This window comes from Novosphingobium sp. SG720, assembly GCF_012275365.1.
In the GTDB taxonomy this organism is placed as follows: domain Bacteria; phylum Pseudomonadota; class Alphaproteobacteria; order Sphingomonadales; family Sphingomonadaceae; genus Novosphingobium; species Novosphingobium rhizosphaerae.
In genome coordinates this window covers 1,561,066-1,572,460 of the sequence record NZ_JAAZQN010000001.1, presented here as the reverse complement: position 1 = coordinate 1,572,460, position 11,395 = coordinate 1,561,066, and the positions used below count along the sequence as shown (strand labels likewise).

The 11,395-nt window shown below is 68.2% G+C and carries 12 protein-coding genes; all 12 read right to left on the bottom strand.

Going from position 1 to position 11,395, the window contains the following annotated elements; translation table 11 throughout:
* The 12 genes from uraH to FHW94_RS07055 are packed head-to-tail and all read right to left on the bottom strand — an operon-like array spanning position 1 to position 11,373.
* The gene (gene uraH / locus FHW94_RS07110; protein ID WP_168554965.1) at positions 1–327 is read right to left on the bottom strand and encodes a hydroxyisourate hydrolase; all 327 of its coding nucleotides are present in this window, start codon (positions 325–327) and stop codon (positions 1–3) included.
* Positions 324–1,778, bottom strand: coding sequence for an NAD(P)/FAD-dependent oxidoreductase (locus FHW94_RS07105; RefSeq protein WP_168554964.1), 1,455 nt, complete (start codon positions 1,776–1,778; stop codon positions 324–326). The genes uraH and FHW94_RS07105 overlap by 4 nt, the downstream gene beginning before the upstream one ends.
* Positions 1,775–2,215: a 2-oxo-4-hydroxy-4-carboxy-5-ureidoimidazoline decarboxylase gene (gene uraD / locus FHW94_RS07100; protein WP_168554963.1), complete on the bottom strand. Its 441-nt coding sequence runs from the start codon at positions 2,213–2,215 to the stop codon at positions 1,775–1,777. Before uraD ends, FHW94_RS07105 begins: the two co-directional genes overlap by 4 nt.
* Positions 2,212–2,592 carry an oxalurate catabolism protein HpxZ gene (gene hpxZ / locus FHW94_RS07095; RefSeq protein ID WP_168554962.1) on the bottom strand — a complete coding sequence of 127 codons (381 nt, stop codon included), beginning with the start codon at positions 2,590–2,592 and terminating at the stop codon, positions 2,212–2,214. Before hpxZ ends, uraD begins: the two co-directional genes overlap by 4 nt.
* Positions 2,589–3,485 (bottom strand): allantoinase PuuE, encoded by an 897-nt coding sequence (puuE, locus tag FHW94_RS07090; protein ID WP_168554961.1) that lies wholly within the window; start codon positions 3,483–3,485, stop codon positions 2,589–2,591. The genes hpxZ and puuE overlap by 4 nt, the downstream gene beginning before the upstream one ends.
* On the bottom strand, positions 3,482–4,675 hold the full coding sequence (locus FHW94_RS07085; RefSeq protein ID WP_168555533.1) for an alanine--glyoxylate aminotransferase family protein: 1,194 nt from the start codon (positions 4,673–4,675) through the stop codon (positions 3,482–3,484). Before FHW94_RS07085 ends, puuE begins: the two co-directional genes overlap by 4 nt.
* A gap of 43 nt (positions 4,676–4,718) precedes the next feature.
* Positions 4,719–5,948 carry an allantoate amidohydrolase gene (locus FHW94_RS07080; RefSeq protein ID WP_168554960.1) on the bottom strand — a complete coding sequence of 410 codons (1,230 nt, stop codon included), beginning with the start codon at positions 5,946–5,948 and terminating at the stop codon, positions 4,719–4,721.
* Entirely contained in the window at positions 5,942–7,531 is a 1,590-nt protein-coding gene (locus FHW94_RS07075) for a gamma-glutamyltransferase (RefSeq protein WP_168554959.1), read from the bottom strand. Before FHW94_RS07075 ends, FHW94_RS07080 begins: the two co-directional genes overlap by 7 nt.
* A gap of 5 nt (positions 7,532–7,536) precedes the next feature.
* Positions 7,537–8,499 (bottom strand): 5'-methylthioadenosine/S-adenosylhomocysteine nucleosidase, encoded by a 963-nt coding sequence (locus FHW94_RS07070; protein ID WP_246865911.1) that lies wholly within the window; start codon positions 8,497–8,499, stop codon positions 7,537–7,539.
* Complete coding sequence (locus tag FHW94_RS07065) at positions 8,496–9,821, bottom strand: NCS2 family permease (protein ID WP_168554958.1); 1,326 nt, start codon at positions 9,819–9,821, stop codon at positions 8,496–8,498. The genes FHW94_RS07070 and FHW94_RS07065 overlap by 4 nt, the downstream gene beginning before the upstream one ends.
* Positions 9,818–11,182: an AtzE family amidohydrolase gene (locus FHW94_RS07060; protein WP_168554957.1), complete on the bottom strand. Its 1,365-nt coding sequence runs from the start codon at positions 11,180–11,182 to the stop codon at positions 9,818–9,820. The genes FHW94_RS07065 and FHW94_RS07060 overlap by 4 nt, the downstream gene beginning before the upstream one ends.
* Positions 11,179–11,373 (bottom strand): hypothetical protein, encoded by a 195-nt coding sequence (locus tag FHW94_RS07055; RefSeq protein WP_168554956.1) that lies wholly within the window; start codon positions 11,371–11,373, stop codon positions 11,179–11,181. The genes FHW94_RS07060 and FHW94_RS07055 overlap by 4 nt, the downstream gene beginning before the upstream one ends.
* Positions 11,374–11,395 lie beyond the last annotated feature (22 nt).

The window sequence follows — 11,395 nt, the reverse complement described above, 5'->3', positions numbered from 1 at the left end:
TCAGCTGCCCCGATAGGTGGAATAGGCATAGGGCGAGGCGAGCAGCGGGACATGATAATGCCCGCCGTCCGCCACGCCGAAGTGGATCGGCACGACGTCCAGGAACGGTGGATCGGGCAGATCATGCCCCGCCGCCCGGAAATACTCGGCCACATGGAACGCCAGGGTATAGGCGCCCGGTTCCAGCGCGGGAAAATCGCGCAGACGCCCGTCGGCATCGGTTTCGCCTTCGGCCAGCAGGCTATCGGCAGACCACAGCATGATCCGCATGCCCGCTGCGGGGCGGCCGCTGGTGGTATCGAGCACGTGGGTGGACAGCGTGGTCATGCCGCCGCCTCCACTGCAGAGGCCGGGCGCGGCCATTCCCCGACGAATTCCTGCTCGTCATAGGCGATGAACTGCGCCAGCAGCGCTTCGCGATCGTCGAGGAAGAGCTGGTCGGCAATGCCGCGCACCAGGCGGGGCAGCGCGTTCTTCATGCCCGACAGCGCCGAGGCGGACAGCCCCAGGCTGATCAGCGCCGAATAGTTGAACGCGAACAGGCCGTGCAGCAGCGGCGCTGCCTCTGCCGTGCGGGGCGTGAACTCGAACGCCTCGCCCAGATAGGGATGGGCGTCGATCAAGGCGTTGCGCTCGGCTTCGGGCATGGCCACCTTGTCGCCCCACAGCGCGATATACGGGGCCAGCCCGGCCAGTTCGGGGCGCAGGCGCGGATCGGATATGAGGCCGGTCGAGAGGATCACGAAATCGAAGGCAAAGCGGTCGTGCGGCGTGGTGACGATGACCTGTCCATCCTCGAACGCCACATCGGTCCACGGGCTGCCCAGATGCAGGCCAAAGCCCGGCCAGCTTGCGGCGCGATTGAACGTGTCGTTGGTCGGCGGCTGGTTGTGCGAGAGGAACGCGGCCATCGCGCGATACTTTTCCGCGTCGGACAAGGCGGGATAGCGCGCGGTGAAGCCCACCCGCTCCATGAAGCGGATCGGGTTGATGCGCGGCAATGCCTTGCGCCGCATGAACACATGCACTTCGCCCACGCCCTGCCCCAGCGCATGGTTGGCATTGTCGAACGCACTGGCGCCCCCGCCCAGGATGCCGATGCGCTTGCCCTTCAACGCGGCGAGATCGATCGGCTCGCTGGTGTGGGCATAGGCATGGCGCGGCAGGTTTTCGCGGATCATCGCCGGGGTGTGCCATTCGCCGCCCCCCTGGATGCCGGTGGCCAGCACCACCTTGCGCGCCAGCACCGCATCGCCATCGGCCAGGGCCACGCTGTATATCCCCTCGCCCGCCGGGGTAATCCCGGTCACCTTGGCATCGTTGCGCACCGGCAGGTTGAGCACGCGGCGATACCAGCGCAGATAGTCCATCCACACCCCGCGCGGGATCTTGTCGAGCGCCTCCCACGCCGCCGCGCCAAAGCACGCGGTGAACCAGGCCTGCGGCGTCAGCGCAGGAATGCCCATGTCGATCGGCGTCAGCCCCTTGGGCGTACGCAGCGTGATCATCCGGGCATAGGTTTCCCACGGCCCTTCGAAGCCTTCGGGATTTTCATCCAGCACCAGGATGTTGTTGATCCGCTCGCGCTTCAGGCCGAACGCTGTGGCAAGGCCGCTTTGGCCGCCGCCCACGATCACCACGTCATATACGGGGCCGTCCGGGTGCGTGCGCGGGCGCGTCCAGTCCGGACCGAAACTGTCCACCAGCGCCAGTTGCCGCGCCAGGTCCGCTTCCAGTGCGGCCAGCGCCTGGATATCGACGGGTTGTTTCTCGCTCATGCCATATCCTCCAGTCGGAGCCGGGTGATCTTGCCGATTTCGGCAAGCGCCGTGGCGATTTCGGTGTCGGTGTCGTTCTGCGCGCGCGCTGCCATCGCCGCCAGGATGCCGGCCTTGTCGGTCAGCCGCACGCAAATGATGAACGGCATGTCGTGCGCCGCGCGATAGGCAGCGTTGAGCGCATGAAACCGCGCGAATTCCTCGGGCGTCAGCCGGTCCAGCCCGGCCGAGGCCTGCTCGGCGGCGGAAGCCTGCGTCAGCGTGCCGTCGATGGCTGCCTTGCCCGCCAGCTCGGGGTGCGCGCGGATCAGCGCCAGTTGCTCTGCGCGCGTCGCGGCATGGACCACGGCCATCAGATCGGCATGGCGATCGCCCGAAGATGGCGCGGCATCGGCGCGCTCTTCCACCCAGGGCGAATGTTCGAACAGGGCGGTCAATGGCTGTCCCCTTCCAGGCTGACATGGGCCGAAACGACTTTCCAGCCATCGGCGAACTTCACCCAGGCCTGACTCTGCCGTCCACGCCGGACCGAGCCTTCGCGAAAGAATTCGGCATCGGCGGTGGCAAAATTCTCGCCATAAACAGTGATCGCCACGCGCCCCAGCTTGCGCTGCGGCGAGCCGCCGCGCCCCTTGCGGAATTCGCGGATCGCGTCGATGCCATAGAGTACCTCGCCCACGCCAAAGCGGTTGGTGGTGGGCGCATCGTGAAACAGCGCGTCCATCGCCGGAATGTCGTCGGCCATCAGCGCGCGCTCGTATTCGGCAAAGGCGGCCTCCACTTCGGCCAGCGCCACGGGATCGTCGATGGTCATGCCGCCGGCCCTCCAAAGGGGTGCGTGGCGATCCAGTGGCGGGCAATGTCCAGCCGCGTCGCCACCCAGCCGCGCCCATCGGCCAGCACGTGATCGACAAACCGCGCCACGGCCCGCGCGCGCGCCGGGCGCCCGGCAATGCGGCCATGCAGGCCCACGCTCATCATCCGCCCGCCTTCCTCGGCCAACTGGTCATAAGTATCGCGCAGATAGCGGAAGAACTGCTCGCCCTCGGTAAAGCCGTTGAGCGCCACCATCTTCATGTCGTTCGCATCGAGGCTGTAGGGCACGATCAGTTGCGCGCGCCCGTGCTGCGCGTCCCAATAGGGCACGTCGTCGGCATAACTGTCGGCATCATAGACAAAGCCGCCTTCCTGCGCGACGAGCCGCGCGGTCTGCGGGCTGGTGCGGCCCTGATACCAGCCGAGCGGGCGGCTGCCGGTAAGCTGTGTGTGCAGGGCAATGGCCTGGGCGATATGCGCGGCCTCCACGTCCTCCGGCACGTATTGGTAGTCGATCCAGCGAAAGCCGTGGCTCGCCACTTCCCAGCCTGCCTTGAGCATCGCGTCCACCGCCGCCGGGTTCATGGCCATGGCCGCTGCCACGCCGAACACCGTCACCGGCACGCCGCGCGTCGCAAACAGGCGATGCAGCCGCCAGAAGCCGGCGCGGCTGCCGTATTCATAAAGGCTTTCCATCGCCATGGCCCGCGCCGGATGGCGCGCGGCGCCGACCATGTCGGAGAGGAACCCTTCGGAGAGTTCGTCGCCATTCAAGACGCTGTTTTCCGCGCCTTCCTCGTAATTTATCACGAAGTTCACCGCCACGCGCGCCCCGCCCGGCCATTGGGCAGCGGGCGGCATGGCACCATAGCCGACGAGATCGCGCGTCATCCCATGATCTCCGCGTCCCACGCCGCCAACGCAGCGGGCACGGCAGCGCCCAGCGGCAGCGCAACGCCCTGCGCCGCCAGGCAGGCTTCCAGCGCGCCGAGCGTGAGCAAGACCTTGTGCTTCATCGCGTTGTAGCCCATCGCCCCCAGGCGCCAGATCTTGCCGATCAGCGGGCCGAACGCCGTGCCGATCTCGATCTCGAAATGCTCGCGCATCGCCCGGCGCACCGCCTCGCCATCCACGCCTTTCGGGATGTAGACGCCGGTCACGTTGGTCATACGGTGCGCGTCGTCGCCAAACAGCGTGAGGCCCATGGCGCGCAGCCCTGCACTCATCGCGGCGCCCGCTGCCTTGTGCCGGCGATAGCGCGCGTCCAGCCCTTCGCCCAGCGCCACCCGCGCGCATTCGCGGGCGCCATAGAGCATCGTGGTCGCCTCGGTATGATGGTTGAGGCGCTTTTCACTCCAGTAATCCATGATCATGGCAAGGTCGAAATAGTTCGACGGGATGCGCGGCCCCGTGCCGTCCACCGCATCGGCGGCGCGGATGCCCTTCTCGTCGTGGCGGCGGGCAAAGATCGCCTCTGCCGCGGCGTCGGAAATGGTGATCGGCGCGCTGCCCGATGGCCCGCCCAGGCATTTCTGCAAGCCGCCGGTAATCACGTCGGCGCCCCAGCGGTCGGCGGCAATGTCCATCCCGCCCAGCGTGGCCGTGGCATCGACATAGACCAGCGCGCCCACTTCGCGCGCCACCGCGCCAATGCCGTCGAGCGGCTGGGCCATGGTGGTGGAGGTATCACCATGGACGGTGCAGATCAGGCGCGGCTGTACGCGCAGCGCGGCTTCGCGGATCGCTTCCATCGGCACCACTTCGCCCCACGGCGCATCCACGGTTTCGAACTTTGCGCCGATCCGCGTGAGAATTTCCTGCAAGAGCAAGCCAAAGCGGCCGAAATTCACCACCAAGGCGGTTTCGCCGGGCTGGATCAGGCTGACCAGCGATGCCTCGATCCCCGCGCGCGCCGTGCCGTCGATCAGCATGGTCCAGTGGTTGCGCGTGCCGAAGATTGGGCGATAGAGCGCCATGACCTGGTTCATGTAGCCGGTCATTTCCGGGTCGAACTGGCCCAGCAGATCGGCGCTCATCGCGCGCAGCACGCGGGGATGGGCATTGACCGGCCCCGGCCCCATCAACAGGCGCTGGGGCGGATCGATTTCGCCAAAGAGCAAGGGATCAAGCACACGTCACTCCCAGATTGTCGATGAAGCCCAGCATGGTGGCCAGCGCGGCGGCAACGTCCTGCGCCTCCACATGCTCGGCAGGATTGTGGCTGATGCCCTCGCGGCAGCGAATGAACAGCATGGCTGTGGGGCACAGCGCGGCCATGATCATGGCATCGTGCCCCGCCCCGGAAACCAGCCGGTGCGCCGGGTGGCCAGTGGCCACCAGCGCGGCTTCCAAGCTGTCCATCAGCGCCGGATCGCAGGGCGACGGCGGCAGATCGTGGACCAGACGATGGCTGAGCGACAGACCGCGCCGCGCTGCAATCACGGCGAGGTCTGCCAGGATCGCCTCGGCCGCCCGATCGCGCCGCGCCGCCTCGCCCGCGCGCACGTCGATGGTAAAGCGCACCTGGCCGGCAATCACGTTGGCCGCGCCCGGCAGCGCCTCGATCCGGCCGACGGTGGCCACGAGATCGCTGGCGTCGGCTTGGGCAATCCGCTCGATCGCCAGGATCATTTCGGCAGCGCCCGCCAGCGCGTCGCGGCGTAGCGGCATGGCGCTGGTGCCAGCATGTCCGGCAAGGCCCGCCACGTCCACTTCATAGCGCAACTGCGCGGCAATGCCTGTCACCACACCCAGCGCCAGCCCTTCGGCTTCGAGCACCGGCCCCTGCTCGATATGCGCTTCGAGATAGGCGAACGCGCCGGGATGACGAGCGGCCAGCAGCGTTTCGGGTGAAAGGCCCCATTCGCCCAGCGCCTGCGCCAGGGAAGTACCGCCGGCATCGGCCATCTCAGGCACACTGCCTAGCAGCCCGGCCACGGCCTTGCTGGTCAGCATCGCGGCGGGAAAGCGGCTGCCTTCCTCGTCGCCGAATGCGATGACTTCGATGGCGAAGGGCATCCGCCGCCCGGCCTCATGCAGCGCGGCCACGCATTCGATGCCGAGCATCACGCCCAGCGGCCCATCGTAGAACCCGCCATCGCGCACGCTATCGATATGGCTGGCGATGATCAGCGGCAGGCCATCGCCGGCGCCTTCATAGCGCCCGATCAGGTTGCCCGCGCCGTCGATGCGCGTGGCCATGCCAGCCTCGCGCATCCATTCCGCCACCTGTTCCACGCTGGTGCGATGCGCGGGGGAAAGCCAGCCGCGATAGAGGCTACCCTCCAAGTCGGAAAAGGGCGCACGGCCCAGCGCTTGGCAGCGCGCCACCGCACGGGCGCCACCCGTCACCATGCCGCCACTCCGCCATCGCTGCGCGGATCGGTCGCGCCTTCCAACGCGCCATCGGCGTGTCGCACCAGCGCCCCGGCATGGCCCATCATCGCGGTCATCGGCCCGACGCGCTCCACCACATGCCCCGCCGCTGCCAGCGCGGCATAGACTTCCGGCGCAAAGCCGTCCTCGATCTTGAGCGTGGTGCTATCCTCGCCCCAGGTGCGGCCCAAGAGCCAGCGCGGCGCGGAAATCGCGTCCTGCAAATCCATCCCGTGCCACACATGGCGGCTGAACACGGCGGCCTGGGTCTGCGGCTGCCCTTCCCCGCCCATCGTGCCATAGGCCATCACGCGGCCATCGCGCAGCGCCGCCAGCGCGGGATTGAGCGTGTGGAACGGCTTGCGCCCGGGCTTCAGGGCATTCCAGCCGGTTTCGGCCAGGCGGAACGAAGCGCCCCGATTCTGCCAGGTGATCCCGGTCTGCGGCAGCACCAGCCCCGATCCGAATTCGAAATAGGTGCTCTGGATGGCGGAGACGATCTGCCCCTGCGCATCGGCCGCGCCGAACCAGCAGGTATCGCCCCATTGCGAGGGCTGCGGCCAGGACAGCGCCCGCGCCGGGTCGATCCGCGCCGCCATGGCATCGAGCGCCTCGGCATCGTCCAGCAGGTCTTGCGCCGCCACGGTCATATAGGCCGGATCGCCGCAATGCGCGTCGCGCCACAGGAACGCCTGCTTGGTCGCTTCGACCAGCGTGTGGACATGGGCAAAGCCCTCACCCGTGCTGCGCCCGGCGCGCTCGGCCAGCGCCAGGATCAGCAGCGACGCCACGCCCTGCGTGGGCGGCGCGCTGTTGTAGAGCGTGCCGGCCTGCGTTTCGACCGCGAGCGGTTCAGGCCGCGTGGCGCGATGCGCGGCCAGATCGGCCGCCGCAACCGGGCTGCCCAGCGCGGCGAGGTCCGCCGCCACGTCCGCCGCCAGCGCGCCGGTGTAGAAATCGGCTGGTCCCGCTTCGCCCAGACGGCGCAAGGTGCGGGCCAAGGCAGGCTGGCGCAACATCTCACCTTCCTGCAAGGGGCGACCTTCGGGTTCGAACACCTGGGCATAGGCGCCGGGCTGCGCGCGCAGTTCCGGGCCCTTGCTCGCCGCCAGCGCGGCATGCCCGGCGGTCACCGCCACGCCCGCTTCGGCATGGGCAATCGCCGGGGCGAGCAGGCGCGCAAGCGGCAGCGGCGCCGGCTCGGTGGCCAGCACCGCTTCCCAGGCCGACAGCGTGCCCGCCACGGTATTGGCCGCCAGCGGCCCGCGCCAGGGCACGGCGGCATGCCCGGCATAGCGATCGAGCGTCGCCGCCTGCGCCGCCCCACCCACGCCGTGAACGGCATGGACGCGGCCATCGGCCTCGCGGATCAGCCAGAAGCCGTCGCCGCCGATCCCGGTCATATGCGGATAGACCACCGCCAGCGTGGCCGCGACGGCAATCGTCGCCTGCGCCGCGCTGCCGCCGTCCTGCAACACATCCAGGCCCGCCTGCGCGGCCAGATGGTGCGGCGCGGTGACGATGCCGCGCGCCCCACGCACCGTATGAAGCATGCCGGCCATCGCGCTCAATCCGGCAGCGCGGCGATGAACGCGCGCACCACGGTGGCCGAATTGACCGAAGCGACATGATCGAACACATATTCCATGTTGCGATCGGCGTCCCCACCGGCAAGGTCAGACAGCGAGCGGAACACGATGGCCGGCACGCGGTTGGCATAGGCCACCTGGATCACCGCGCCGCTTTCCATGTCGAGCAGGCGGGCGTGCCAGGCGCGGAACAGATATTCGCGGAACTGGGCATTGTCGGCATAGACGCCGGCAGAAACCCCGGTGCCGCCCACTTCCACTTTGGGATCGTGCGGCAGGCACAGCTTGGCTTCCGCGCTCATCCCCGCCGAAGGCGCCACGCAGCGCTTGAGCGTCAGGCCCGCCGTCACCTTGCGCGCCAGGGCAACCAGCGCCGGATCGGCGGGCAGCAGGATATGGTTCTTCGCCGGTTCCACCGCATTGCCCACGCGGGTGCCGTTGGGGAAGATGAACTGCCAGTTTTCCGGCGCGCCAGCGGGGCTTGGCGATGGGGTTTGCCAGCCCTTCGTGCCATCCGGCCTTTCGGTCTGGCGGGCAAACATCACTTCCAGGTATTGGCCCCACTGCTCGGGCACCGAAACGTCCCCGATATTGAGCGCCGGGTCCACCCCGCCGGCCACGCCCGAAAAGACGATCCGCTTGACCTTGAAATGATCGATGGCCAGCTGCGTGTTCATCGCCGCGTTGACCATGGAAACGCCGCTCGACATCAGGATCACCGGCCGCCCGGCCAGCGTACCCAGCACGATCTCGCGGTCGTTGACTTTCACGCGACGGCCATGGGTGATGACGGCGGCCATGGCCTCCCATTCGGGGGCATAGGCGGTCAGCACCAAGGTGCGCGGCGTGGGATCGAGCGTAACGGCAGCGGCCTGCGCAGCCTGCGGAATGGCCACCAGCGCTGCCGCTGCGGCAAGGATTGTCTTGAACTTGCCCATCATGCCGCTCCCATCCACACGAACCGCGCCACGAACAGCGCCGCCAGCACGAACAGGAACCAGTCGCTTTTGCGCGCGCGGCCACGCAGCAGGGTGAGCACGGCGTGGGCAGTGATGCCCAGCGCCAGGCCATTGGCGATGGAAAAGGTCAGCGGGATCATCGCCACGGTCAGGAACGCCGGGATCGCCGCCATCGGGTCTTCCCACTCCACCTCGGTCAGCGGCAGCAGCATCAGCCCGCCCACGATGATCAGCGCCGGGGCCGTCGCCGCCAGCGGAACGAGCTGTGCATAGGGCGCCACAAACATGGTGGCGAAGAACAATAGGCCCGTGACGATCGCGGTCAGGCCCGTGCGCCCACCCGCCTGCACGCCGGCCGCGCTTTCCACGTAGGACGTGACCGTGCTGGTGCCGGCCAGGGCGCCCACCATCGTCGCCACGGCATCGGTGATCAGGATGCGGTTGAGGCCGGGAATGCGGCCCGCCTTGTCCATCAGCCCGGCGCGCTTGGTGACGGCGACCAGCGTGCCGATATTGTCGAACAGATCGACGAACAGGAACACGAAGACAATCTCGATCACCCCGCCCGACAGCTTGAGCACGCCGGGCAGATCGAGCTGGAACGCCGTGGCAGTGAGCGCATCGAGCGAGTAGGGCTGCGGCGTCACATGAACCATGCCGGAAAACCAGCCGACCAGCGTGGTGGCGACAATGCCCAGCAGCATGGCCCCGCGCACGTTCCACACCGACAGCACACCGATGATCAGCAGGCCAAGCAGCGCCAGCGCCGGCCCGGCGCTCTTGAGGTCACCCAGCGCCACCAGCGTGGCCGGGTTGCCTACCACGATGCCCGCATCCTTCAACCCGATGAAACCGATAAACAGGCCGATGCCCCCGGCGACTGCCGCGAACAGGTAATTGGGAATGACCGAGACGATCAGCTGCCGCACGCCCGTCAGCGTCAGGATCAGAAACACCAGCCCCGAAATCATCACGCAGCCCAGGCCCACCTGCCAGGGCACATGCATCTGCCCCACCACGGTAAACGCGAAATAGGCGTTGAGGCCCATGCCTGGTGCGAGCGCCAGCGGCGTGTTGGCCGCCACGCCCATCAGGATCGAGGCGAAGGCGGCGGCAAAGCACGTGGCCGCCGCCACCGCCGCCACCGGCATGCCCGCCTGGCCCAGGATGGAAGGGTTGACCAGCACGATATAGGCCATGGTCAGGAACGTGGTTGCGCCCGCCACCACTTCGGTGCGCATGCTGGTGCCGCGCCCCGCGAAATCGAAATAGGCGCCGATCCGCTGCGCCACGCCCTCTGTCATTGCAATTCCCCTGAAATTTCTTGTGGCGCGATGTCTTGCGGCGCGATTGCCCCCGGCGCAGTTGCACCGACCACGCCCCGTTCTTCCAGCATTTGTGCACACGCGAAAAGAGCCGTTTCGCCAAAACGGCGCCCGATCAACTGCAAGCCCAGCGGCAGTTGTCCCGGCCGCCGCAGCGGCACGCAAAGCGAGGGCAGGCCCAGGAACGTGATCGGCTGGGTGTGAATGCCCAGGTCCGCGCGCGCGGGCACCATGGCGCCGTCGATCAGGATACGCGGATCGGCAATCGGCGGCGCCGTGCAGGGCGTGGCCGGCGCCAGCAGCACATCAACGCCTGCCGCTTCCATCAGCGCATCGACATGGTCGCGCGCCGCGGCCCGCAAGTCTTGCGCGGCATCATAGAGCGCGCGGGGCAGCAGGCTTCCGGCGATCAGCCGGTCGCGCACCGCCGGGTCATACGCCATCGCGGCGCGCGCCAGGTCGGCGCGGTGCAGGTTCCCGCCCTCATAGGCGGTGATCAGGAACGCGGCCGAACGATAGCGCGCCAGATCGGGCAGCGTCAGCCACGGCCCCTCGCCCACGATCGCGGCAATGGCGCTGGCCTGGGCCGGATCGATGTTTTCGGCAAACCGGCCGCCCAGTGCACCCAGGTGCAGCGCCGTGGGCGCCACATCCACGCGCCCGGAAAGCACCGCCCAGATCGCGCGCAGATCGGCCAGATTGCCGCAGAAGGGGCCAATATCGTCAAAGCTGTGCGCGAACGGAAACGTGCCGTCGAGCGGCAGATCGGCGTGCGTGGGTTTCAGGCCATAGAGCCCGCACAGGCTGGCCGGCACGCGGATCGAACCATTGGTGTCTGACCCCAGGGCAAAGGCCAGCGCGCCCGCCGCCACCACCGCCGCCGATCCACCCGAAGAGCCACCGGCCAGCCGCGCGGGATCGTGCGGATTGCGCGTGGTGCCATGGCGCGCGTTGATCGTAGCAAAGCCATAGGCGAATTCGTCCATGTTAAGCGTCGCCACCAGCACCGCGCCCGCCGCAGCCAAGCGCCGCACCGCTTCCGCATCGGTGGCAGCCGGCGCGGCATCGGCGCGCACGGCAGAACCGGCCGTGGTCACTTCGCCCGCCACGTCGAACAGGTCTTTCACGCCATAGGGCACTCCGGCGAGCGGCCCAGGATCGCGCCCTTGCGCCACCAGGGCATCCACCCGCGCGGCTTCATCCAGCGCGCGTGCAGGCAGCAGGCGCGTGACCGCGACATGCGGGTCTGCCGCGAGACGCGCGAGCGCGGCCTGCGCCAGGTCCACCGCGCTTGCCTTGCCAGTGCGGACAGCAGCAGCCTGTTCGAGCGCGGACATCACGCAGCGTTTCCGGCAAAGATCGCGGCATGGCGCGCCAGCAACGCCAGGTTGCCCATAACGCCCGGCACGCACGCCGGCGGAATCTGCCAGCCATCGCGCTGGGCAGCGGCCTGGGCCTCAACCTCTGTGGTGGGCAGTGCCAAGGCCTCTGGCGGCAGGATGGGAAGAGATAGCTGGGGCTGATCGACCATGATGGGGCGATGATAGCGACCA

What these genes read in the sequence shown, in the direction of transcription:
- uraH (WP_168554965.1), bottom strand. Translation starts at nt 327, where the DNA reads ATGACCACGCTGTCCACCCACGTGCTCGATACCACCAGCGGCCGCCCC.
- FHW94_RS07105 (WP_168554964.1), bottom strand. Translation starts at nt 1,778, where the DNA reads ATGAGCGAGAAACAACCCGTCGATATCCAGGCGCTGGCCGCACTGGAA.
- hpxZ (WP_168554962.1), bottom strand. Translation starts at nt 2,592, where the DNA reads ATGACCATCGACGATCCCGTGGCGCTGGCCGAAGTGGAGGCCGCCTTT.
- puuE (WP_168554961.1), bottom strand. Translation starts at nt 3,485, where the DNA reads ATGACGCGCGATCTCGTCGGCTATGGTGCCATGCCGCCCGCTGCCCAA.
- FHW94_RS07085 (WP_168555533.1), bottom strand. Translation starts at nt 4,675, where the DNA reads ATGGGGCCGGGGCCGGTCAATGCCCATCCCCGCGTGCTGCGCGCGATG.
- FHW94_RS07080 (WP_168554960.1), bottom strand. Translation starts at nt 5,948, where the DNA reads ATGGTGACGGGTGGCGCCCGTGCGGTGGCGCGCTGCCAAGCGCTGGGC.
- FHW94_RS07075 (WP_168554959.1), bottom strand. Translation starts at nt 7,531, where the DNA reads ATGGCCGGCATGCTTCATACGGTGCGTGGGGCGCGCGGCATCGTCACC.
- FHW94_RS07070 (WP_246865911.1), bottom strand. Translation starts at nt 8,499, where the DNA reads ATGATGGGCAAGTTCAAGACAATCCTTGCCGCAGCGGCAGCGCTGGTG.
- FHW94_RS07065 (WP_168554958.1), bottom strand. Translation starts at nt 9,821, where the DNA reads ATGACAGAGGGCGTGGCGCAGCGGATCGGCGCCTATTTCGATTTCGCG.
- FHW94_RS07055 (WP_168554956.1), bottom strand. Translation starts at nt 11,373, where the DNA reads ATGGTCGATCAGCCCCAGCTATCTCTTCCCATCCTGCCGCCAGAGGCC.